17 protein-coding genes are annotated in these 25,519 nt (G+C 44.1%); 11 read left to right on the top strand and 6 right to left on the bottom strand.

Annotation, left to right across the window (positions count from 1 at the left end):
• The 11 genes from B3D59_RS05190 to B3D59_RS05240 form a co-directional block, all read left to right on the top strand.
• Positions 1–469 (top strand): toprim domain-containing protein (locus tag B3D59_RS05190; protein ID WP_286818185.1); only part of this gene is annotated, 469 nt, incomplete at its 5' end.
• A complete protein-coding gene (locus tag B3D59_RS05195) occupies positions 466–2,295 on the top strand; it encodes a type IV secretory system conjugative DNA transfer family protein (RefSeq protein WP_286818186.1) in 1,830 nt (609 codons plus the stop codon). The genes B3D59_RS05190 and B3D59_RS05195, both read left to right, overlap by 4 nt.
• A 15-nt stretch (positions 2,296–2,310) precedes the next feature.
• The gene (locus B3D59_RS05200; protein WP_286818187.1) at positions 2,311–2,769 is read left to right on the top strand and encodes a S26 family signal peptidase; all 459 of its coding nucleotides are present in this window, start codon (positions 2,311–2,313) and stop codon (positions 2,767–2,769) included.
• Between the two features lie 24 nt (positions 2,770–2,793).
• Positions 2,794–3,720, top strand: coding sequence for a P-type conjugative transfer ATPase TrbB (gene trbB, locus B3D59_RS05205; RefSeq protein WP_286818195.1), 927 nt, complete (start codon positions 2,794–2,796; stop codon positions 3,718–3,720).
• Positions 3,721–3,856: 136 nt separating this feature from the next.
• Positions 3,857–4,198 (top strand): plasmid mobilization protein, encoded by a 342-nt coding sequence (locus B3D59_RS05210; RefSeq protein WP_286818197.1) that lies wholly within the window; start codon positions 3,857–3,859, stop codon positions 4,196–4,198.
• 64 nt (positions 4,199–4,262) lie between these two features.
• Positions 4,263–5,825, top strand: a complete 1,563-nt coding sequence (gene traI / locus B3D59_RS05215) for a TraI/MobA(P) family conjugative relaxase (protein ID WP_286818200.1) — start codon at positions 4,263–4,265, stop codon at positions 5,823–5,825.
• 314 nt (positions 5,826–6,139) lie between these two features.
• Positions 6,140–6,577: a hypothetical protein gene (locus B3D59_RS05220; RefSeq protein ID WP_286818201.1), complete on the top strand. Its 438-nt coding sequence runs from the start codon at positions 6,140–6,142 to the stop codon at positions 6,575–6,577.
• A gap of 66 nt (positions 6,578–6,643) precedes the next feature.
• Positions 6,644–7,453, top strand: coding sequence for an ISAzo13 family transposase (locus tag B3D59_RS05225; protein ID WP_286818206.1), 810 nt, complete (start codon positions 6,644–6,646; stop codon positions 7,451–7,453).
• A 151-nt stretch (positions 7,454–7,604) separates the two neighbouring features.
• The gene (gene drt3a / locus B3D59_RS05230) at positions 7,605–8,786 is read left to right on the top strand and encodes an antiviral reverse transcriptase Drt3a (RefSeq protein WP_286818208.1); all 1,182 of its coding nucleotides are present in this window, start codon (positions 7,605–7,607) and stop codon (positions 8,784–8,786) included.
• A complete protein-coding gene (gene drt3b, locus B3D59_RS05235) occupies positions 8,779–10,722 on the top strand; it encodes an antiviral reverse transcriptase Drt3b (RefSeq protein WP_286818210.1) in 1,944 nt (647 codons plus the stop codon). The genes drt3a and drt3b overlap by 8 nt, the downstream gene beginning before the upstream one ends.
• A 476-nt stretch (positions 10,723–11,198) precedes the next feature.
• On the top strand, positions 11,199–11,792 hold the full coding sequence (locus B3D59_RS05240) for a tyrosine-type recombinase/integrase (protein ID WP_286818211.1): 594 nt from the start codon (positions 11,199–11,201) through the stop codon (positions 11,790–11,792).
• A 177-nt stretch (positions 11,793–11,969) separates the two neighbouring features.
• Here B3D59_RS05240 and B3D59_RS05245 read toward each other — a convergent pair whose 3' ends face one another.
• The 6 genes from B3D59_RS05245 to B3D59_RS05270 form a co-directional block, all read right to left on the bottom strand.
• The gene (locus B3D59_RS05245) at positions 11,970–12,881 is read right to left on the bottom strand and encodes a nucleotidyl transferase AbiEii/AbiGii toxin family protein (protein WP_286818212.1); all 912 of its coding nucleotides are present in this window, start codon (positions 12,879–12,881) and stop codon (positions 11,970–11,972) included.
• Complete coding sequence (locus B3D59_RS05250; protein WP_286818213.1) at positions 12,862–13,644, bottom strand: type IV toxin-antitoxin system AbiEi family antitoxin domain-containing protein; 783 nt, start codon at positions 13,642–13,644, stop codon at positions 12,862–12,864. The genes B3D59_RS05245 and B3D59_RS05250 overlap by 20 nt, the downstream gene beginning before the upstream one ends.
• Before the next feature lie 151 nt (positions 13,645–13,795).
• Entirely contained in the window at positions 13,796–19,264 is a 5,469-nt protein-coding gene (gene mads8 / locus B3D59_RS05255) for a methylation-associated defense system ATP-binding protein MAD8 (RefSeq protein WP_286818215.1), read from the bottom strand.
• On the bottom strand, positions 19,261–20,940 hold the full coding sequence (gene mads7 / locus B3D59_RS05260) for a methylation-associated defense system protein MAD7 (protein ID WP_286818216.1): 1,680 nt from the start codon (positions 20,938–20,940) through the stop codon (positions 19,261–19,263). Before mads7 ends, mads8 begins: the two co-directional genes overlap by 4 nt.
• Positions 20,940–25,085: a methylation-associated defense system protein kinase MAD6 gene (gene mads6, locus B3D59_RS05265; protein WP_286818217.1), complete on the bottom strand. Its 4,146-nt coding sequence runs from the start codon at positions 25,083–25,085 to the stop codon at positions 20,940–20,942. The genes mads7 and mads6 overlap by 1 nt, the downstream gene beginning before the upstream one ends.
• A complete protein-coding gene (locus tag B3D59_RS05270; protein WP_286818218.1) occupies positions 25,086–25,469 on the bottom strand; it encodes a hypothetical protein in 384 nt (127 codons plus the stop codon). It lies immediately after the preceding gene.
• Positions 25,470–25,519 lie beyond the last annotated feature (50 nt).

The following is a 25,519-nucleotide window of genomic DNA, read 5'->3' on the forward strand; positions in this document are numbered from 1 at the left end:
CGAGGATGGGCAAAAGCAGTTTCTGCCCGGCGGTAAAAAATCCGGGAACGCTTATACCATAGGCGAACTCGACGAACAAAAACCCATACTGCTGGCTGAGGGTTTTGCAACGGGAAAGACCCTGAATGATGTGAGCCACCTTCCGGCAGTGGTCTGTTTTGATGCAAACAACCTTGAAAATGTGGCCAGACAGATCCGGGAATTGATGCCCTCCGCTGAGCTGTTCATTTGCGCTGATAATGACCACGCCAAAGAAAATAATGTGGGGGTGGAAAAAGCCCAAAAAGCGGCCAAGGCAGTTGGTGCGAAAGTCATTATCCCCCAATTTACGGATGAATCAAAAAAACTTGGGTACACGGATTTCAATGACCTGGCCAAGTGCAAAATGGGTAAGAACCGGGTTCAAAGCCAGTTGAAATGCCAGATTCAATATCTTTCCAAAAACAAAGGCATAGGGCTTGAACGATGAAAAAACAAGAATACGGCCTTAAACAGGCCAGGGTAAAAAAAAGCTGGTATCCCCTGCTCTTCCCGGTTTGTTTTTTGCTGTGGGCCTTTGCCTTTATGGGTTACGCCACCCAAACCGTAGCCAGGGCGTTAAGATACCATCCTGACCTGGGCAGGTCGGTGTTTGATACCTGTTACCTGCCCTGGAAGGTGTTTGAATGGAATAAATACATCACAGACACCCCGGTGGGTAATCAGGTTGACTTGATCTTCGGGGCTTTTGTCCTCAGCACTCTCTTCGGCTTTTTCCTGATTCTCAGGAAAAAGCCCAAAGGCAATCTAAATCTGCACGGCACGGCTGCCTGGGCAAAGAAAAAAGAGTTGCCCGCCATGGGACTTGACGCCAGGGAAGGCGTATATGTGGGCGGCTTTCCATTGGCCCGGGGCACCAAGTACCTGATCCATAACGGCCCGGAACATATTTTAGCCTTTGCGCCCACCCGGTCCGGTAAAGGTGTGGGCCTGGTTATCCCCTCGTTGCTTGCCTGGCCTGGCTCAAGCATAACCCTGGACATTAAGGGTGAAAATTACGCGTTGACATCAGGATACAGGGCCAAGGCATTACATCATAACATTCTTAAGTTTGATCCTGCCGATGAAACCTTTTCCTTTGCTAAATGGAATCCTTTGGCAGAAGTGCGGATTAATACCAATCATGCCATTGCCGATGCCCAGAACATTGCACAGATGATCTGTGACCCGGACGGCAAGGGCATGAAAGATTATTTCACCCAGGCCGGATATGCCTTGCTGACCGGATTGATTCTGCATGTCATTGTATCAAAGCAGGATGCCACCCTTGCAGATGTTGTGGCCGAAATCACAAAAAGCGACAATGAGGGGGATGTCAAAAACCTGCTCTATGCCATGATAGACAAAGAACACGCACAGATCCTGAAGAAAGGGTATCCGGACATGGATACGGATCTGGCAGACAACATACAGTCAACCATTGACAGTTATGCCGGTGAAGCTGTGATCAAAGCCGACCGTGAGTTATCCGGGGTGGTATCAACCGCCATTACAAACCTGTCTTTGTACCGTGATCCCATTGTCGCAAAGAACACCTCGGAGTCTGACTTTTTCATTTCAGATATCATGAACTCCCAAACCCCTGTTGATTTATACCTGGTTGTATCCCCTGCCAACCTGGACCGGTTAAGGCCGCTGCTGCGTGTGTTTTTCAATCTGGCGTTAAGAAAATTCACCCAGAAAATGGAGTTTGAAAACGGGCAAGCCATAGTTGACTATAAACACAGGCTGCTGCTCATGCTGGACGAATTCACCAGCCTGGGCAAGCTGGAAATCATGGAAAAAGCCCTGGCCTTTATGGCCGGTTACGGTGTGAAGGCTTATATCATTGTCCAGGATTTATCCCAGCTGCAAAAAGAATACACCCGGGACGAATCAATTACATCAAACTGCCATGTCAGGATTGCATATGCGCCCAACAAAATAGAAACCGCAAAGCTCTTGTCCGATATGACCGGGAAAACCACCGTGGTGGACAAAAAAACCAGTATTTCAGGCAAACGGTTAGGCGGCATGGGCAATGCCTCTGTGTCTGTCAGCGAAGTCGCAAGGCCGCTGCTCACACCGGATGAATGCATGCGGCTGAAAGGCCCGGTCAAAGATGAAAAAGGGGGAATCAAAACCCCTGGTGATATGCTTATCTTCGTTGCCGGTTACAACACAGTATACGGTCAGCAGATACTCTATTTTTTAGATCCTGTCTTCCAGGAGCGGGTTAAAATCTCGCCGCCCGGCCATATGAAGTTTTCAAACTAAAAGAGGGATAGACAAATGACATATAAAAGCAAAATAATAAAAATTGTGCTGCCCTGCAGCCTTTGTTTTGCGGTCTGTTTTTTTATATCTCAACACTGTTATATCAATGCATCCGCCAGCCTGCCCCTGGGTATATATTTAAAAACCTCCCAGGCAATTGCCAATGGCTCTTTTGTTGTTTTCCATCCCACTGCTGCACAACAGCCTCTTGTGTCAAGGTACGTTAAAAATACCCCTTTAATGAAACGTGTGGCTGCGTTACCAGGGCAGACATATCAACTGCCCTCGGCATCCGATACAGACAGTCAAGGCCGGACTATTACAGCATTTGAACCCAAAACAGGCATCGTACCTGCCAATCACCTGGTTGTGGTCGGCAACACAAAATTTTCATTGGACAGCAGGTATATCGGCTTTGTACCGCAATCCTCAATAATTGATACGATAACCCCCCTTTTTGTTTTTGGTTTTTAAGATACTTATTGGAAAGGAGTAAAAATGAGCGTGGTTTTGGACAGTCTGAAGCATAATTTAGGCCCCATTGTTACCCAGGCCCTGGATGATGATAACGTGATTGAAATTATGCTCAATCCTGACGGCAGGCTATGGCTCGATACCTTTGACAGGGGAATGGTGGAAGTGTCCGCCATTCCCGCATCATCCGCTGCCGGAATACTGAGCCAGGTTGCGTCCATGCTTGGGGCCGTCGTCACAAAGGATTCTCCCGTTGTTGAAGGTGAACTGCCCCTGGACGGCAGCCGGTTTGAAGGGTTGTTCCCGCCGGTTGTGGCCAATCCCACCTTCACAATCCGCAAAAAGGCCATCAGAATATTTACCCTGGATAATTACGTGCGGTCCGGAACCATGTCTTTGGATCAGCAGCAAATTATCTGTGATGCCATTGCAAACAAAAAAAACATCCTGGTGGCGGGCGGAACAGGTTCCGGCAAAACCACCCTGACCAATGCCATTCTTGCAGAACTGGCAAATATTGCCGGCGATGAACGGCTTGTCATTATCGAGGACACCAGCGAACTGCAGTGCCTGTCAAAAAACAAGGTGATGCTGCGTACAAACCGGAACACCAGTATGCAGCATCTTCTTAAAGCCACCATGAGGCTTAGGCCGGACAGAATCGTTGTGGGTGAAGTCAGGGGCGGTGAAGCCCTGGACCTGTTAAAGGCGTGGAATACCGGCCACCCGGGTGGCGTGTGCACCGTCCATGCCAATTCCTGTGCCGGGGGGCTGGTCCGGCTGCAGCAGCTCATTGCCGAAGTTGTGCCGACACCCATGGATGATTTAATCCACGAGGCGGTTGATTTGGTGATTTTTATTAAAAGGACCAAACAGGGCAGAAAGATAGAAGATATTGCCGTCATAAACCAAAAGAATCCGGCCATACACAAGTTAAAAATTCCCGCTTAAGCCTATGCCGGGAAAGTAGACAAAAAAAATAGCTGCACCACCGGGAATAATGGCACAGGCCCACACCGTTGTTCCTGGTGGTGTTCTCAACAAAGCAGGCGATTCTCAACAGAATTGAAAAGCGCAGGGGTTTTTAATGAAAAAAGACAAGCGGGAAATAACCCTCAAATCTTATGTGACGAAAAAAGAATACAGCCAAATCAATCAACTCGCCAAACAGACGGGCTTTTCTGTCTCTGAATATATGCGCAGGATTTTAACTGGCCAGCGGATTGAATCAAGGCTTGACCAGGAGGCTTTTTTATCTGCCCTTAAATTGAACGCTGACCTTGGCCGGCTCGGGGGGCTGTTTAAATACTATCTTGCCCAGGGGTTTAAAAATGTGCCTCCGGCAGAGATAAGAAAGGTGCTGGATGACATTGAAGACAGGCAGCGTCAGCTCAAGCCGGTCATTTCTAAAATCCGGGATATGATGTAAGGGTGCGGCCCTGTCTTCTTCCATATCTTCAGGCAACGCCGCAATTTAATGGCGTTAGATCCTGGTGCCATCATCAAAGCTTAATGCCATGATATCAAAACGTATCCATTGCGAACCGCAAAACGACAACATAAAGCGTTTAGGGTTGTATATCAATGCCGGCCATGAAGGGGAAAAGCTCTTTGCAAAATGGACAGCCGGGTGTTATGCCGGGCAGGATTATGATCTGGCCATTGATGAAATTAAAGCCACCCAGGGAATGAATACCCGGACCAAAAAAGAAAAAACCTATCATATGGTGGTAAGTTTTCATCCTGAAGATTTCAAAAAACTTTCCCTGGAGGATTTTAAAAACATTGAAAAAGAATTTGCAGCCGCTTTAGGTTTTGAAGAGCATCAACGGCTCTGCGGAATACACATCAACACAGACAATCCCCACATGCACGTTGCTTACAATATGATCCACAAGGAAAAATACACCCGGCATGATCCTTTCTATGATTATTATAAACGGGATAAAACCTGCCGGCTCCTGGAGGAAAAATATAAACTTAAGATTGATGTCGGTGTTGAACAGCAATTTAGCGATTACGTCAAACAGCGGCAATCCGATGTCAAACAAGCCTTTGACAATGCCCGGGATTGGCAGTCCCTGCACAAAGAACTTGCCGTTTACGGCTTAACTGTGCAAATGCGCGGGAACGGCTGTATCCTGGCTGCAATCGGCCACAAACAAAAAGATGGACATCATATAAAATTAAGCGATTTTGATGAGAATTTGTCCAGGAAAAAACTTCAGGACCGGCTTGGGTCTTATGAGAAATCAGCCGGGGATTATGAGGTAAAAGAATTCTTTCAACGGAAGCCAAAACGGGAAAACGCCAAAGCCAAAGACTTTGAAACTAAAACCGGACTAAAATCCTTTGACACCTTTGTTTTAGAATCAAAAGAGTTTATCGCCCGGGCGGCAGTTAAATCTGATACCTGGCAAGACTTCCACAGGGAACTGGCCAGAATCGGCCTTGAAGTCAAACCCCGGGGGGCAGGTTTTGTTTTAACCGATATCGGCGGCAAGACAAAGAAAAATTCAAGCATCCCTTTTTCTAAAACCGGTATGCGGATTGCCAAAAACGGCATTATCCTTGAACACCCCAAAAAAGGAGATATGAACAATGGAAGAGACACAGGACAGCCCGGTAATAGAAACACCGCAACACAACGAAACACAAGCACAAGCACATGCACATGCAGGCAGCCCGGTTTTAGGCAACCTGGACCACTCTCCCAAAACAATTTGCGCAAATTGTCCAAATGCCGTTTGGCATATCACGGAACAGGACAAGCTGAGGATATTTTGTCGTTTGATGCACGCTCTTATAGACGAAAGCCTGAAAGCCTGCGATGGGGCAATGATGAACGATTGAAAATTTTAGGGGAATTTGAACCATCCAACGGCGGTTATACAATTGAAAATCCGTATAAATTTGAACCGGTGAAAAAACTCAACTCCGCCAAAGAAAGAGAAGCCTGGAAGATTTACATCAGTGAACAAAAACAGCACAACTATAATTGGATAAAATTTAACAAAAATTTTCAGCGTTTTTATGGTGAAGATTATGGAATGTAAATTTATCGTTGACAATTAAGGGGGATAGAATGCCCCCCTCCACAATACTTCTGTTATTGAATGCTGTTTTGAAATAAGCCTGGGCGACTGATAATACCATAAGTGCTTAGTCAACTATGTGGTTATTTGAAGAAAAAAATTTGCAAGCCTTACTATTTGCAAGCCTTACTATATGATGTTAATGATTTTATCATTGTTTTTAGGAATGAGCACGAAATAAAGTTCCCATTTTGATTTTTGAAGTATGAAAACCTATGAATATGGTGTAGTAGTCGGCTATTATGCAATGTTACCCTGAAGAGACAGAAGATCTTATGCGCCGATATTATGAAGACCTTAATGAGCGAGATCGCCGGAGATATGCTGGTATCGAAGCTTTTAAATTGGAGCATGGCGGTCGAAATTATATTGCCAAAATTTTGGGATGCAGCAGAAAAACAGTCGGTAAAGGTGCTGTTGAAGTGAGTATGTTGCCTATGCGTACCGTTCAAAAACGTATTGGAAAAGTACCAGATGAATCGCCCAAAATACGTATAACTGGGGGTGGACGTAAAAAGTATTGGGTTTCTAATCCGGAAATTGATGAACAGTTTCTGGGCGTACTGCGTGATCATACCGCAGGGGACCCGATGAATGAGAAAATTCGATGGACAAACCTGCGTATATGGGAGATCGTTGACGTCCTGAAAATTGAATATGACATCAAAGTGAGCCGAAATGTTGTCAGTCAGCTACTCAAAAAACATGGTTAGGAATGAGCACGAAATAAGATGCCCAGTTAGAAATTTCAAACGTACAGCTTACAATGGTCGCCTGTTTTGAAATGGGCAAGTTATTTAAAATTCGTTCCTTATCGCCTCCGTAAGGCACAAAAACGGCAATCTATGAAAAAAAGTGTACCGGATCGGAATGAGCAATTCGATAACATTGTGAAACTCAGATCGTCGTACCTGGAGGCCGGCAATCCGATTATCAGCATGGATACCAAGAAAAAAGAACATCTCGGCAATTTTTATCGGGATGGTCATCTTTACACACTCGAAGAGTTAAAAGTATATGATCATGATTTCCCAAGCTTTGCAGAAGGTGTGGTCATTCCCCACAGCTTGTATGATTTACAGCTCAATATCGGATATGTTCAGATAGGAACGAGTCATGATACCAGTGAGTTCGCATGCGATAGCTTCCGCCATTGGTGGTATGATTATGGCTGCAAAAACTATCCGAATGCAACGTCAATTTTGGTTTTGTGCGACGGCGGAGGCAGTAATAGCTCTCGACATTACCTTTTCAAACAGGATCTTCAAATTTTGGCAGATGAAATCGGGATTGAAATTCGAATCGCTCACTATCCCCCGTATTGTTCAAAATTTAATCCGATTGAACATCGGCTATTTCCCCACATAACACGCGCATGCCAGGGTGTCATTTTTTTAAGTTTAGAGCTGGTTACGGAGTTGATTTCCAAGACGCGAACTCAAAAAGGTTTGAATGTCTTCGTTCATGTTATTAACAAGGTTTATCAAACCGGCAGAAAAGTCAGTGAAACCTTTAAATCAACAATGCAAATTCTATTCGATAAAATCTTGCCAAAGTGGAATTATTGTGCAATTCCAAAGGGATGTTGAACATGGGTAAGTTATTTAAAACTCATTCCTTAACATTCATTCTGATCACGTTATTCTTACTTTTCGGATATTATTCCGATAGCCAAGTGAACTCGTAAGATAAACGAAGATAACAGATCAATTTGTTAAATCTAAGCGGTAAACGGGATCAATGCTAAAACAGGTTTTTGATATAGAACAACTTTCTAAATCACTTACATCATCAGATGTTTGGCAATGGGATTTATTGTCTGGTTATGGAGATGTTGAGACTGCTGTAAATCATACTGTTCAGTACTGGAAGTCACATAACCTCGTTTTATCTTCATTAGAAACAGAAACAGTGAAGAACAAATTAGTCTTTATTCCGGCTAAAATGGAAGATGCGTTTGCAATCAAGCTACTGGATCGGTTTGTCCGACGAATTTATAAAGTCAGACAGTCAGATCGTAATAGAATAGTTAGACAACTAATAACGCTCCTAAAAGACTCTGGCAATTATCATGTTCTACGGTTGGATATTAAAAATTGTTATGAAACCATACCATTTGAACATCTCATCAATAAATTTGAAGACGATCTGATACTTGCCCCTAACTGCATTAAGTTACTTAACGATATTCATAGTGATCTTCGGAGCAACCATAATATGTATGGTTTACCTAGAGGATTGTCAATAAGTCCCACACTTGCAGAGCTCTATTTAGAATCGTTAGATAAAAAGGTAGCATCACATCCTAATGTGATATATACCGCAAGATATGTTGACGATCTCATTATTCTAACACCAGCAGGCATGGAAGGAAACGTAAAAGATGATATTACAGCGTTCATGAATGAAAGAGGGCTTAGTCTCAACAATGATACGGATAAGTATTATAGTGGCTCTTCACAGTCAGCAGAGTTCGATTACTTAGGTTATTCGATTAAAGTCAAACAGAAAAAGGATAAGCCAAACGAAGTAACTTTAAAAATCTCTCAAGCAAAGTTAAATAAACTTAAATCCAAAATAGCAATCAGTTTTAGCAATCATAAAAAGCAAAAAAACATCGCTCTTTTAAAAAGAAGACTTGAATACCTTTGCATGTTGAAAAGTGTACGTAAAGGTAAGAATGGCCATTTGTTAGCGGGGCTTGCTCACAACTACCAGTATGTGACTGATGGCTTTGAATGTTTAAAGGCTCTTGATGGGTTCCTCTGTCAGCAATTGGCAAATCCTCGGCACGGGCTGAGTCAACAAGAACAAGATCAAATTAAAAAGATATCAATATACGGCAATGCAAAAAAACGAAATGTTGGGAAGTTTACCAAGAAGAAAGCAGCTCAAATAATGCAAGTATGGAAAAATGCCTGACATCATTAAAGTAAATACTAATGACAAATTAAGAACGTTACTAACGGATGTTCTTCCCTATGAGTTGCCGTTATGGTTCTCAAATTTCACAATGTATCAGAGGTTTAGCACGCCAGCGCATGTTAATGCGTACAGGAATATTTCGGGGTTAAATTTTGAAAGCAGAGCCGGCGTATATATTCCTTTGGAATATTTTGTAAGTCGAGGAGGGGACAAATCGCCACGTGCAATATCAATCATGCATCCGGTTGCTCAGTTAAAAGTTTGTGATTTCTATCATGAATACGATGAGTTGATAAAATATTACTGTACAAAATCAAAACATTCGTTAAGACACCCTTACAGAAAATCAACTAAGTTCTATGGTAAAACTCAAGAAGGCTCAAAACTCACTGGTGGCGTTGAGAATGTAGACGAAGAAAGAATTGTTTCAACCTCCTATTTTAAATACAAAAAATATCCTTTTTTATATCGTTTTTTTGAATCTTATGAGTATCATAAGCTTGAAAAGCAGTTTCATAGCATGCTTCAGGTTGATGTGTCTAAATGCTTTCCCAGTATTTATACACATTCAATTGGTTGGGCGATAAAAAATAAGCGTTTAGCCAAAGTAAACCCAAAGCCTCATGGAAATTTTGACGGAGAGTTCGATAATTTAATGCAGCTCACAAACTATCGTGAGACTAACGGTATAATCATAGGTCCTGAAGTAAGTCGGATTTTTGCAGAAATTATTTTACAAAAAATTGATTTAAATTTAGTTGATAAAATGATGCAAAATAACTATCAAATTTCAAAAGATTTTGACTTTAGACGCTATGTTGATGACTTCTTTGTTTTCTTTCGTTCTGAAGATGTTAAATCGGCTTTTATAAAAGCATTAGAGTTAAGCCTGTTGGAATATAAAATGTACTTGAATGAGGCTAAAACAACAATAGCCCATAGGCCATTTGCAACTGATATCTCTTTGGCGAAACACGCATTAAGCCATGCTGTTGGCGAATATTATAATTCTCGTTATAAGAATGAAGACACAGAGTTAAAATCCATTATTCAATTAAAAAAGCCAAGTTATATAGCTAACAAGACAATAACAAAAATCAAAATGGCTCTGGCTAATTACAAGGTTGAATACCATTCAATTTCTAACTATCTATTTAGTGCAATCACAAAACGGATGCTTTCCTATTTATCAATAATATCTGAAGCTGAGCATAAGAATGAATTTCATTTAAATTGGCTGTTAGTTGATTTGGATGTGCTGTTTTTTGTGCATGCAATGGATATACGGATAAGACCAACTGATCGATTGGCACGGTTAATTCATGATCTTCTTGAAAAAACTGCGAATTGGCAGGAAAGCCATAAAGAAATAATCCACAAAAAAATTTTTGATCATGTTAAACAAGCAATCAATATATTTATTAATCATGCGGATGATATGATTGGGCTTGAGACATTGAATCTCTTAATTATTTTAACAATGCTTCCTTCAAAGTTTAAGTTACCGGAAAATAAATTAAAAAAGTATTTTGGTAGCTTAGAGAAAAATTCAGAGAACAATGATTTCTATTTTTGCTGGATAACATTCATGCTCTATATAGAGAACAAGCCAGAATATCAGCAACTACGTGATGAGCTGATTAATTCAGCTGAAAATTATTTGCTGAATAGCATTGATATGTTTATATCTTCTGAATATTTTATGTTTTATTTTGATTATCTGGCTTGCCCATATATCGATGAGCCAGTGAGAAAAAAGATGATAGATGACGTTAAAAAAATAACCTTAGATAATAAGCGAAAGCAAGTCGAGTTTGATGTAAATAAGCAAAGTCAAATAGTCCTTAATAAAGACTTCATTGTCAGTTGGAGAGATCCGAAATATTTAAAAAATAGCTTAAAAAAGAAAGAATATATTTTCCCGTACAATTAAGTTTATGCCGCCTACCTCCGTAGGTTTCTGCAATCCGCTTCGATGGATTGTATGGGCTTTGGGAAACCTTAGTCACACACACGATTGGAGGGGGCGGCACCAAACATGATAGGGCTAACTTGAACATTAACTTTCAGAAGAACAGAACCCCACAATATGTCTATCATCGGTTGCCGAACGCCGCATCCATTAAGGTGTTGACTTCTTTTGTTATTGATCGTTGTCCATTTAGACGGCTACCGTAACGAATACCCCTGAGTGGCCACGCCGCTTGAGGCGGTTTTTCATTCAGACTGAAGAGGTTTCTTCTCTAATCAATTCCCAACTTTACCTAAAAAGTTGGGATTATAAAAATCAGCCCCAAGACTCATCAATAAAAGCGTTGGGGATTTTTTTTGAAATTCGGATTTGCTTTTTTTAAAAAAATATCCTAACTTTTATTCATATTTATATTAAAAGTTGGGGATTGTAAAAGCATGGAAAACTTGAATCATCCTAAGAAAGGAAGCCATATTGCTGTAGAACCGATCCGAAGGCAAAAAGACATCAAACTAATAAAAAAAATACTACAGGATTCCCCTCGAAATCTCTGTTTGTTCACTTTGGGGATTAACACCAATCTGCGGGCTTCAGATCTGCTGAAAATCAAAGTCGAACAAGTGCGACACCTTCAGCCCGGGGAAGAAATCTCCTTAAAGGAGAAAAAAACGCAGAAACAAAGGCGGATCAATTTAAACCGGGCTTGCATTGAGGCAATTCAAAATCTGCTTAAATCCATTAAATATGAAGATGATGATTTTCTTTTTCTGAGCAACCGGAAGGATAAAAATGCCCTGACGGTTTCCAGCCTAAGCACTTTGGTTAAAAAATGGTGTAAGGACATCAATCTGAAGGGAAACTACGCCAGCCACACCCTAAGAAAAACCTGGGGATATCATCAGCGAGTCACTTTCGGTGTTGGGATTCCAGAATTAATGGTTTGTTTCAATCACACCAGTCAAAAGCAGACCTTGGATTATCTTTGCGTCCAGCCTGAAGAAATTAAGAGTGTTTATCAAAATGAGCTTTAGGAAAAGTTTGGAACTTTATGCAGCTATGCGGTCATTAGGCCCTTAGGAATGAGCACGAAATAAGATGCCCAGTTAGAATTTTCAAACGTACAGCCTAGAATGGTCGCCTGTTTTGAAATGGGCAAGTTATTTAAAATTCGTTCCTTAGTGGCCATTTCTCACCGTATTCAGGAACAGTTATCCAAACAATACCTTTTCCAGTTTGTGAGCTGCTTTGCGGCGTTTGTCCGGGGGCATCCGCTCCAGGTTTAGCAGTTTCCACTGGATGGCAGGTAAAATCTGCGCCTGGGGCAGTGGAAATTTTTTCCAATCCGCATTTCCCTGTTTAAGATCCAGCAAAAAAATCCTGTCATCATCATTCAGGGCTTTATGGATTTGAACAACCAGTTCCGGCAAAGTATCCTGTAATCGGTCAAGGTCTAATGGTTCATATGCCATGCCATCAAACTCTGTTCTGTACATCGGAGAAATATCTTGGGATTTGGGCCCTAAAAGCTCAGCCATGGGCCGGTTATGGCCTATGAGATAGACCATGAACGCATTTTTTAAAGACTGCGTAATTCCCTCATGCTGCAGCAGCCAGTAGGTATCATATAGATCACGAGGGTGCTGCCGGTCTAAGGTTGCACAAATTTTTCCGGCGAAAAGATCTTCAAAACTCAGCAACGTCATACTGGCAAAGCCAAAAGCTTTTTCGGCATTGTCTGACACTCGGCGTGTTTGGGGCGGGTAGACGCTACCCCGCAGCACCGGAGTTACTTCAATTTTGACATGGGTTACACCTTGTTGCACTAACAGTTTATACCGATTATCTGTACCTTTCAGGTTCATTTCCGTTACCCGGGCTCGCGGGATTCGTTTTTTAATTTCCTCAATGATCTTACCAAGCGCCCCATCAATTCCCTCAAGGCTTTGATCTCGGCCCTCTACCGGCAGATAGGCCAGGTCAATATCCACAGATAAGCGCGGCATGTCTCTTACAAACAGATTTATAGCTGTGCCGCCTTTTAAGGCAAAACAGGTTTGCTTTTCCACAATAGGCAAAAGATTCACGAGCAGGCGCACTTGGTCAGAATAGGGAGTTTTCATCTTCTTTGACCATCTGTTTGGGAATCGTTATCTGATAAGCAGCATCAAAAACACCGCTTTTAACAAGCATGCGCTTACCCCGGCCTAAATCTATACTCTTGGTTTCCAACTCTTTCAGCCAAGCATGATCATGGCGATCACTAAACCATAAAAATAGTCTTTTTGCCTTTACCTGCTTGCAGCATGTCAGCAACTTAACAATCAGGTTCGGTCTTAAATTGACGGCGCTTTCAAAAAATGTATCCGCTGTTAAAAAATCAGCAATGTCCCGCAGATCCGCCAATAATTCAAGCAAGGCAAGTTCCGGAGTACTAAATGGAATCGGCCAATCCCAGGAACCAAAAGGCCGGGTGGTCAACCCAGGCTCGGGAAGTTCTTCAAACAGTTTTTTATTATGAATTTCAAATTCGAAAGAATCTGTAAAAATGCGTGTCCAACCCGGTATTTTTACAGTGCTGTATAGACCAATATGTTGTGTATCACCCAACGGCAGATAATGGGCTAAGCCTTGCAATTCAAGCGCACTGCGACCGCCCACATGTACAGCGTATCCCATTTCATTCAGCGAAAAGACCACATGCTCCCATTTAAGAGGAGGCCCTGGACGTCTGTATATACCACGACTTAAGGCCACGAGCTTACCTGCCCGTAAGGCATAATCTACCCTGGGCCGACTAAACCCCCGCTTCTTTAACCAGGTGCGACTCACTACTTGCCCATCAGGGAGGCATTGCTCAAGATTTTTTGTATTTTCAGGTGTCATGGTTTATAATTACATTTCAATGCATAGTTTATATATGCATTGAGAATAAAGTTCAAACCATTTGTTTGAATTCAATTGAATTTGCATAAATATAGAATGCAAATTTAATCTTTTCTAAACTTGGGCTCTTCATCAAATTTCAGATTTCTCCTCATCTGTCCACAGCCGTTTTAGTGCCTCCACCATGTTGAGTCACTCGGGGCCGGCATTTTACTTTTACTGCACTCCTTGTAAATGAATCATCAGAAGCCTTGCTTGACCAAACGTAGGCCTCTCCCGTTCCGAGATGACTCATTTTATCCGAAGTTAGATCACTTAAAGCTGCATTGGCTTTTTGGATATGTTTCAACCACGCAGGCGAGTTGAATTTATGCATTATGATCTGTGACGAAAGCTCAATGAGTGAAACGGGTACCGAAGGCGGATCTTGGGACGCCACCATTATACTCGTGCCTTTATGACGCATTTCTCTTACTACCTCGACCAATCCGGATACAAGGTCGTCGTTCTCGATGTATTTGTGCGCTTCGTCAAAGACAACGAGCTTGTTAAAAGCATTACCTTTGTATGTTGCTTCCGAGAATATTTGAAGCATTACTACAAATAGTCCGAGAGCCTCATCTTTTTCAATGTATTCGTCACGGAGGTCGACAATTATCAAACGGCCGGGCCAAATTAGATCTTGCAGCTTTTGGGAATCATCAACGTATTCACTGGCGAATTGCAACCGAGTTTGAGCCAGTTCTTTTAGATGATCAGAAAGGCTTGAACTGTCGATTCCATTTCTAATCGCATCCAGAGTCAGATTATTCCGTAGTCCTCTCATTATGAGGTTAATCTGTTTCATATACATGCTTTGGCTGCCTATAGCACCCATCAGGAATTTCCAATGAGCTGCTTTGAGTTCTGACGCTGAGAACGCAATAGGCTGCACTTCAATATCTGGATATTCCTGTCGTCGCTGCTCAACCTTGTCAGACGGAGTCAGGATCAGGATGTCTTTGAGAGCTTCAGGTTCTGCTTTGTAACGCTCCCTCAGAATATTTATTTCCGCTTCTACAGTATTCGCTCCAACCATGGATGTGAACTCCGGAGCATAATCCTGAGTCGGACTGTAATGGAAAATGACGGTGGACAGCGGGCTCGGGAGCACATTTATATTCTGGATTGGCATACTGGCCATTTCAATTGCAGTACCAAGCGTATAGCTTTTCCCGCCGCCTTGCACACCAAAGAGGCTAATTGTGTGCGTATGGTTAAGATCAAGAGCGACTTTCCGTCCAGATACTTCGCCAATAAGACCATACTGAGGTGAATCTGATGTAACTCCGAGCATCACATCATATTTGACATTCGAAGACGGTTCCTTTTCTTCTGTTGAATCCGGTGTGTCCTTCGACACATCTTCAACATCAGCTTCTGAAATGTTTTCAGATTCAGTCTCTTCTGCTTTTGGTGCATCGACTGCCTGATTTGAAGAACTAGCCACAAGGCTATCATCTTCTTTGCTATCGTGTTGTGGTTCAATCGTTCCCTCGGGCTCGCCGGTCTGACCGCCATCTACCGATTGAGGGTGAATAAAGTCATCAGCATCATCTTCAGGGTCGATGGCTATGTCATCAATGGATGTAGTCCTTGCTCTTTTGGGTGTGAGAAAGGCTGCGGTCTCAAGGCGTGGGACTGCAGGGATGGTTAATTCAGCCAAGGTTGCGCTACTTTCATCAGCCAGCTCCCTTGATGCTTCGGATATGCCCAAAGAGCAATTATCCAATAGTGCTTGAACCAAATCTTTACCTATTCGATGGAATTCAATTCCAACTTCGTTATCAGGCGCATCAGTTCCGTTTTTCTCGAAATCAAAAATAATGGCACTTCTTCTAAACTGGAGTGAATATCCTTTTTCAATCGTATCTATGAACAGGCTCGCCTCATCTGCAGCATCATTCTCAAATATTTTATATCTAAGAGCTCTCTCCAGATAAAACTTTAAGAGAAGAGCCAATTCACGGCTTTTCAACAATCTGTCAGGTCGGTCATTCTTTTTAAGTGCGGGATCAAAGTGACGCTGGATAATTCTTTCACTTTGGTTAATCTGGCCGCTGATGCGTTCCTTAAGTTGATTGAAAGCAGAGAAATCTCCGACGTCGGAGTAGCACTTAACTTCAATCAAATTGCAGGTAATGGTTCTTGACGTTAAATCCAGATCGAACAGAGCGAGGTCAGTTCTTTGCAAACTGACAGAGTCTTCGACCTCATCTCCACTCGATGACTTATATAAATCGGTATGCGCATCAAGAGGGATGATTATCTGGTTTGAAAGAGCGCCCTGATACTCCAAATATAAACGAGCCAATGAGAGACCGAGAGCTTCCTTCTGCTGTGTATCAGCGGAAATCAATTTTAAAGCCAACTGGCCGGAAAGAGATCTTAAATGAGATAGGATTGCGACCGTTTGATTCTGGCCTGCAGTTAGCCCATGGATTTCCAGCACAGGGCGTAACATCGCTTCAAGTTCATCTGTAGACCTGGATGAAATAATCAGGTTGTGCGTTGTATGAGCGCTGGTTCCCGGGACAAAGTCAATCAAGTAGTCTGGGCGATTCTTCCGACCACCGTGATCAAAAAACTCGATCCCCATATTGCGATCAATTGTGAAAACCCAATCACTTACCTGATGTATCTGGTAGATGAGCTCTCTTTCTTTTGAGTCGAGCCCGAGTGTGATAACAGGTATACCAGCAAAGTTCGCTCCGGTTGTTGCAACGGCAGAAATAGCCGAGCAGATCTTCGAGGTCAGATTTGTAAGCAAGTCATAACAACCTGAATTTCCAGGCTGCAGATTTGTACCTATGCGCGGACTTTTCTGCCAGAAGGTACCACTTTCATCATCAATGAAATTGTTATCATAGTCCTGAATAAGGCCATAAAGCGGTGGAAATGCTTTTTTTGCTGGGCAGACTGAAATCTCCTCTGCCGGGAACACATCCAGTAAAATGCTCAAATGAGCAGCAAACCTTTCTGCATCGGCATGAAAATCTGAATTGTGATGCTTTGCGAGGCTCATCTTGGAAAAGAGATGATTTCCAGTTGAAACTGAAAATGCATCAGATGAATCGTATTTTCCTATGGCTCCCGGGTTTAACAATTGCTCAAGAGCGTCTCCAAGAGTTGGCGACTCAGGATCTGAAGAAAACAGATTCAGGTTATATCTGAGTTTTTTGAACTCACTCTTATGCTGAAGTGCCATAAGGGCATCAGCAATAACGCTTCCCGACCCGGGATTAAATATATTGATTGAAAGTTCACGGACGTAAGGGTGCTGCGAAAGATACCTTTCAATTTTTTCTGCGATAACGGTGCCATTAACGTCAGTACCAACCGTTGCAGGTTCTGGCAATCCCAGTGCCGCACAAAGCTCGGCTATCAGACCGCGAGTATTATCCTCTGTGGCAGGAGCGCAGACACACCAAAATGGATTAAGGTTGTCTACTGCTGTAAAAATACGGCCGTCTTCCACTGGTATTCCCACTGGGTAGTTAACCGCCTGCAGTCCTTCAAGAAGAGCCGTTCTAACTGCGGGCAGGTAATCCTTTCCGTCGGTTAATATTTGCTGAATCCACTCTTGAGCCAGTGTTGACCAGCTGAGCAACCATAGCATTCTCAAAGGATGAGTCGGTGCGACAAAAAGAGCTTCTCGATGTTTCCCTCTAAAGTCGGTTAGAACAACATGTACCGAATCGACCGCAAGAATGTTTTTAAGTTCAATCAATGCAGATTGTCTGTCCGCTCCGGCATTATGCTCTGCATTCCGCATGATGCTTTTAATCAAATCGAAGTATGATTCAGCATAAGCAAGGCACAGACCCTTGTTTTCCTCGAAGGAGAATCCCTGACATATCAACTCAGAACTACCGTTTCTTATGGCGTCAAACAGAAGTTCTCGAGCCGAAAGAAAAGACTGCATTGCTGCAGAGGAAGGCAGTTTCAGGCCAATCTCACTCGGCAGTTCCGGTGTGCTCAGATTGATCTGCATTCTCCAGCCGGAAGGGTGTTTGGGTTCGGCCAGAATCCGTTGTTCAATTGATTTCAAAATTCGGGAGACCGGAATCCGCATGGCACCTTCGCGCCCGAATTTAACAACAAGCAATTCTTGTTTGGAGTTACGTTTTGTTTTTCCGCCCTCAGACCAGTTGATATCTGATATGCAAACATCACTTGGATCTCTGTCGTCCCCCAAGGCTGTCAACTGGAGTTTGATTTTGGCGTGCTCAAGGCTTTTCTCAAACGGAATCGCTCTCTGCGGTGGTTCTTCCTCAAGGCTGCCACCGGGCAAAACATAAAACGGTTCGCTTTGGAAAGGCCGAATTGCATCTTCGCCATCCCCTGAATTATTCATGGGAACGGGGTCGCCTTCAGCAGTCCAAGGTAAAACTCTTATGTAATGCCAGCCTTCTTCGAAGTCGATTTTATTTAGCTTGGTGAGACTCACCGTGCAACTTGTACGTTTGGGGTTCCATGCCTTCACCTTTTTTGATTTTCCAACTGGGCCACCGGCCTGAGACATAATCTGTACACTAAAGTGATCGAGTCCATTAATCATCTTAGGATGCGGATTGACCTCAAAAGCCACATTCATTTTTCGTCGGTCATTCGGCACCAGCACCTGCTGTCCAATCAGCCCACTCAGGGCATCATCAGTTTCATCTACTGAAATGGCAGGCAGGTCTGTTGAGTCAACGTTGAGATCAATTTTGTCCAGAACAATTTCCTCAGCGAACGCCCATTTATCAAAAGAGACATCCCACCAGTTTTTTTCCAGAGCAATTCGGCGTGTCCAGTTCTCCGGCTCGTGTACATCATGCTTTTCAAAAAAGGTGATGAGTGTAGTGGCAATCTTCTTGTCTTGAAGCCCAAGCTCGGCAACCCTGCCTCGAATGGATTTATGTGAATTTGCCAAAATCTGTACAGAGTCAATGTTGCGGTGGATTTTGCCAGAAACATGGGCGGGATCTTCGAATAATTTAAAGTCCGGAATCAGGGCCAGCTCATAGAGACTTGCACCAATGGTCTCTCCATCAATACCATTCTCTATGGCAGTCAATAAAAAACGGACCATGCTGACTTCATCTGCCAAGAACCATTGTTCTTCCTGAAGGATAGAAAAGATGTCTTTGACCGATGCAATTAAAGAAACAGGAACTCTCTGTAGAAGTTGTTCAGTCAGCTCCCTGTAAATGTCGACAAAAGTAAGTTCCTCAAATGTTGCCACACCAAAAGAGTCTTCGGCGCTGGTTCTAAGGGATGTTGGTATAAAAACCAGCAAAGGGCTTCGTAATTCACCATCCTCCTGCGGATTTCTTAACTCAACCAGCTTGGTAGATGTTATCAGATGAGTCTTTTCGGTTGAGTGAGTGTGGTTCAAGATAAAGATGTTGCCCGTCGGGAACTGTTTTCTAAGCTCCAGGCAGAGAGTTTCCATGATGTCGTCATCAAGATCAGTAACCCGCATACAATGCCCAGGGGCTCTCTCTTGAAGAATTTGGCTTATTTTCGGACACAGGAGGGCTGTAACAGCATGGTTTATTTTTTCCTGTGTTAACTCTATAAATGCGTTACTCATGCCTGTCTCCCATTCGAATTATTCTGACCCGCTCGGGTAATCTGATACCTTGGTGTTATCTTCTGTGTTATGTAGGCATCAGACAGGTCTTCGTAGAAACCAATCTCACGTAAGCGTCGTTTGAACGCCTCTAAATTCAATCTTAAAGCTCGCTTATCAAGAATGCTGGAGCCCTGTGGAGATGAGGGAACCCGGTCGATGCATATTCCATATCGTTCAAATAGAAATACTAAAAGCTCTTCTATTTGGAGTTCTCTGGTGACAAATGCATTATCTTTTTGGGTTAACACAGCCAATTGAAGCAGCACTTCAAGTAGCTTGCTACCAAGAACAAATCGACGGGGACTTCCTTTGGTTCGTGCTTGAGCAAGTAGCCCGGTATCTTTGTTTTTCAATAACAGGGAGTCCAGACACTCTGTGATGTACTGCTTGTGGTACTTACCACGATAGGCCATAAGGATTTCGATAAATGAATCAAAGTCACTCAATCCCATAGCAGTCACATCACGAACCTCCGGGTCAACATCATCTGAACCACTGGATGATTCTTCAATTAAGCTGGCTAATCGGAACTTAAAATACGCCTCCCGATCTGTGGAATATTTAGGGCCGAGCAGCTCAACAAGATCTCCGACACTGAAAGACCCACCTGCCGGAGCCGTGAGCTTTCCGGTCTTTTTACTGAGATACTCCGCCATTTCATCAAGCTTCTTAACGGTATAGTTGGCCTGCACAAAGGCAGGAATCTGCCGGTAGAAACGATCCGCTGATTTTCGAGCCATTTCGGCCATATGCGGATTATTCGCATCACCCATACCCACCAACATTGAAATTTTGTAAGGGCATCCTTCGAGTGCCTTCGTTTGATCCGTTTTAACCGGACACTCGCCGGTTGTGCATAACGGATTCCCAGACTGCTGCTTCACTACCTTGGGTAATATGTTCAATAGCTTCAGCTGATAAATCGAGAGGTGAAATGCCATCAGGGTTTTGATGTAATCAACCAGAACAGACCTTGGGATGTATGGTTCATAAGCCAAAATTCTCAGGATGTCATCCGCAAGAATGTCGGCTTGTCCAATACACATGGGGCTCACGCGATTAGGCTCTTTTGAATCTTTCATGTCCTGCGTGACCTGATGATCCAGACGGAGGAGAGCCTGTGTCTCTACATCAACCGAAACATTGGGATCATACTTATCGGTAACCAAATCGATGCCCGGGAAAAAGAAGCGCTTCAAGGCATCTCTGGCAGCCTGACCTTTGCCTTTCCTGGCATAAAACAGCATCCAGTAAATCTGCTCAGAAGCACCGTAATCTCTGGTGTGCTTTGAGTTCCTGAATTTATAGGTGTTTCCATGAAGTGGTCTCGGTGCGGCTACCGCCTGATTCGCTTTTCCTCGGTTCACAACATCCATCAAATCGGTTTCGATCCATTTTTGAACCACTTCGGGATACCGATCAAAACCAGAGAACCACTCCGGGTGTTCCAAGAAATCTTCTAAAAATTCCTCGACAGTAAGATCCCCGCCACGCGGTGGACGGCGGCTGCCATATCCATCATACTTCAGACGAGGGAACAGCATTGTCAACACTCGATCCATTTCCGTGTGATTAAACTCGAGAAATGAAACTTTTGGAGTTCTGAATTCTTTATCGCGACCTTTAACTCCCATTATTCAGCCCTCCTGTTTGATTTGTTAAGCTGCAGGACACCGTCGTTTTGACGACGGACCTGATAGAACTCATAGCCGCTTTCAGTCAGGAGGACTTCCTGATATGGCGCAGCAGACAGGACATTTTTAAAGACCGACAGGCTGAGGTAGAAACCTTCCTCTTCCTCCACGCTCGGGCGATACCCATCATTTAGCCTCATAAGCATTTCATACACATCAAGATGGATGGTCAGGTTAGCCGTGTGCCCATCACCCGAGTCATAGTGCAGGGTAATGTTTTGCGGGAAGGTCTCAAGGAATGGGTGTGCGATGCCCCCAGCCTGCGACTGGAATGAAAAGCGGTTCCCATCAAAAAGGCGGTAGCTTCGTATGGTACCTTTTTCAACTTTTCGAACCCGCAGCGCCAGCTGCAAGCCAAGCCTGTCCGGATTGCTTAATCCTTCACCGCGATTAATCGCCATGAGTATCCGTTTGATGGGCTCATCAATGCCATCTTTGCTGTGTATGGTGTCGATAAACTGATCGAGTGTTTTGTACGGCAGCATCGCCTTCCATTGCTCTTCATCACGGCATTCGAAGAAATGCTTCCGGCGCATGTGGCTCAGGTAGTTCTGGTGCTTTGATATGTGATGATTTCGTCTTTTCAGCGAGAAATCCCGTGGAAGGTTATCAAACAGCAGTCCTATAAGCTCCTCATCGTATGTCGGTCTGATTCCAAAATTAAACCGGGACATCTTCTTGTGATCCGGACTTAAAAAGCCCAGCTCCCGATCCAAAGCAGGATTACTGACTTGCGCCACGTCGATTTCTTGCAACAGCCTGATCAGACGGTCGGCATTATCCTGATGGCCAGCTATCCAAGAGTTGAAGTAATAGCCATCCAGAATCCGGTTCCAGCTCGCCTCACCGCCGTTTTGGTAAAGCTGATGAATGCCATCGCAGTCTTCGGTTCCAACCAGCATGTATGCCAAGGCCGACCGAAGATCACGCATGGTGATATGCAGCCTGCCGCGCAAATGCGTAATTGTATAGAGCTTTTCAAGCCGTTCAGTGATTTTGGGGCCAGCGGTGGGATCTTGGAAAGTGGATGCATTATGGTAGGCATAACACTTGTTTTTCAGGTCGCACTCTTCACAGGCGGACCAGTATTCTGGCTGAGTTATTCTATTGATCAAGCGCTTGAGAATAGAGCCGTTGCCATCGCCCGTGTCAGAAACAACAGAACGAAGGTTCAGGTTGATGACAGAGACACCAGACTCCGGTTGTTTACCTGCCAGTCCCTGCTGAACCATTGCGGCCAGCTCGGGAAATTCTTTTTCATGTTCCAAGAAGAAATCCACAAGGCGACCTTCATTGATCGCGATAATTCTTGTCTGGTTGGTGGGCCAGGAATCCGGATTCTTACCTTTGAATGGACTGAAAAACTTTAGCAATACGGCATCGTTTTGTTCGTCACCTTCATCCTGACTGCCGTCATAGTTGCTCTGGAAGGTGTGTCCTTTAAGTTGGAATACAGTTCCGTTCGCTCCGCGTTGGAATTGTGCTCCCACACGTTCCGCTTCACTTTCAAACTGCTGAATGAAGGCCGTCTTTCCATCACCAGCATTACCACTGATAACAACCAGTTGAAAGTCTCCACGAAGCAAGGCTGGTTTCAGTTTCTCATCCAGATAGGTGGAGACATAGGTTGCTTTACCGATCTCATCCAACCCTCGGGTACCGGCATTAGATATCTGGCTTTGGCTGTAGAGCGTCAACAGATGGCTGACATAAGGGTTGAAATTTGGGCGGTCAGATTTAAAACCCAATTTGGACACTGCTTTCGGAGTCCCTGTCAACTCACCGGTAGTCATGAGCGACCGGTATTTTCCGTTCAGATCTTCCAGATCAGCCAGCATTTCCAACGGTTTCTGATATCGATCTTTTCTTTCAGGTGTGATCAGTTTATAGAGAACCTTTATCAGCCCAGAGCTCAGGTCTGAGCAGCCCTTAAACTGTTTGATATCTCGCGGCTGTTTTCTTGGAGGAGGTGTCATTTCCTCAAAGGGATATGCACCTCCGGTAAGGCATTCATAAAAAGTGATACCGAGGGCATACAGATCTCGATCTATTCGGTCTTCAGCCGAAGGCTCCCCTGAAAGGTCATAATCCGGCGGCAGATATCTCCGGGTGCCGCCACCGCCTTGAACCTCGTCGTTCTCCGAAACCGCCACATTGAAATCAATAATTCGAACCCCTTTATCTGTCCAAAGCAGGTTCGATGGCTTCATATCTTGATGATAAACACCATTCTTATGCAAGTGCTCCAAGCCCTTTGAGGACTGCATGATAATTTGAACGGCATCATTTAAAGAAAGCGCCTCGGCATCAATCAGATCTGAAACGTCAAGCCCCTCAACATACTCAAAAACAATATACGGCGTCTGCTTGTTATCACTAAACCGGTCAGCCCAGACAACCTTTACCACATGCGGATGTTCTGGAAGTTGCGTCAGAGTTTTGTATTCACGGCGCAAACGCTCATAAACACTTCGACGGTCACGGGTAATCAGCTTAATAACTCGAACCACATCGCCAAAAGAATCAAACACCTTATAGACGACACCAAATCCGCCACTGCCTAGTTTTTCCTGTACCCGGAACCGGTCTGCCAGAACATCGTCCCGTTGCAGGGAAGTTAGGTCCTCTGGTACTGCTGGTACCGAATCACTTGAAACTTCATCAACGGACTCGTCTTTAGCTTCGGGCAAAATGATCGAATCCAACTCTTTTCGCGCCACGGCGGCACTGAAGTGGCGATCTTCAGGATCAAACTCACAAAATTTCTGCAGCCAGGCATCAAAGCCCTTGGGTAAATCGGTCTTTACTTCGGATGGCGGAATGGGGAACTTTCCGTCGGCCTCCATCATCTGGTCGATGCTTTCAAAAGCCTGTTCGCCGGTGATCAACTCGTAAAAAATCAAACCCACGGAATAAAGGTCAGATGCGATGCTTGCCTCCGTGGGCAGCCGGTAACACTCTGGGGATTGATAGGCGCTATCAAGGTCCTCAACAATCTGATCTGCAATCGTGCTGGTGCGGTTTTTACCGACACGGGCAAAATCAAACCCCGTCACTCGGGCTTGCCCGCCTTTGGTTACCACGATGGCATCCGGTGTCAAGTTGCGGTGAATTACCTCATGTTTATGGGCATGGTCCAGTGCTGAGAGCACATTACGCATAATCTCCAGCTTTTGATCGAAGGTCAAAGCCAGCGTGCTCTTCTTTATATGCTGTCGTAATGCCTGCCCGGGCAGATCTTCTGTAACCAGCACAACCCGGTCTTCTTCATCGGACACAAAGAGGTCTTTGACAGCAAGGATGTTGGCGTGTGTCGGCATATGCGCCACCGCCCGGTAGGCATTGCTGATTTTCTTAAACTCTTCTTTTCGAGCTTCTTCATCCTGATATGGATCAGCCTGATAGACTCTCAAACGGGCCAGACCGCCAGTTTTTCCCAACAGACTATGTTTGGCCCGATATTCCGTGTAATGATCATCACCGCCGAGCTTTTCTTCAACCTGCCAATCCCTGAAAACAAGCGCCGAACTCTTGGGCTTCGCCTTGCCGGTGATCGCCTTGAAAATCTGGGCATGATGACGCTGAATGTTATCGAGCCGGTGATCCGGAATCCGCTTCTTATCGGAGAGATAATTTATACAGTGCTTTAAATCAGTTACATCCGGAGAGTCAATGCCCGCCGGGTCATTCAATTTGGCATCATCGGATGTCAAGATCACAACGGCCTGCACATGCGCCTTGCGAAGCTCAATAAGGCCGGGGTTACTTTCACGAATAATGGTTGCCAGAATCTTTGCGTGATTACGGAGTTTTGCCAGCGGAGAGTGAAAGGGCTGTCTGCCGTCTGGATACCATTTGGAACCATAGACATCGATAAGTCCATGTGTTCCTTTGACATCAACTAGATAGACGGCATGAGGCGACATTACTGCCAAATCAATTTCAAAAACCTCTTCTCCTTGGCGGAGCTCGAAATTATGGAAAAGCATCCAGTTATCTGGCAGATTGTCACGCAGCAAGCCAATGGCCTTGCGCTCCGCATCGTTCGCCGGGACTCCGCTAATTTCCGCAATCACCTTGGCCATTTAGCGTCCTCCCTCTTTGATAGCTTGCTCGACAATATCTCGTGCCTCATCTTCCGCATCAATAGCTTCGTCATACTTCTGATATGCTAAACGAATCATCTCATCGACAGATTGAGCTTCTGAATCATCAATAATCGGAATAGGAAGTTCCGCTAACAAAGCAGGGTGAAAGTCTTGTTGCATACTTCCTACAGCACATGAGCGAAGTAATCTAAATGCAATATTTGAACGTAAATAGGCAAAAAGAGCACCCTTCGGAATCAAATCTTCATTTGCTATTACACGCAGAAAGTGCTGTGAAAAAGCATATCTAAGTTTTTTCCCTGAAATAAATTGGCTCCTTGCAAAAGAATCAGTTTCATTGATTCCTCCCTGAGCATTCAATGCCGTTGACTTAAGAAATCCTTTTTCAATTCAATCGTAACATGCTAATA

This window comes from Desulfobacter sp. UBA2225 (assembly GCF_002348205.1).
Lineage (GTDB): Bacteria > Desulfobacterota > Desulfobacteria > Desulfobacterales > Desulfobacteraceae > Desulfobacter > Desulfobacter postgatei.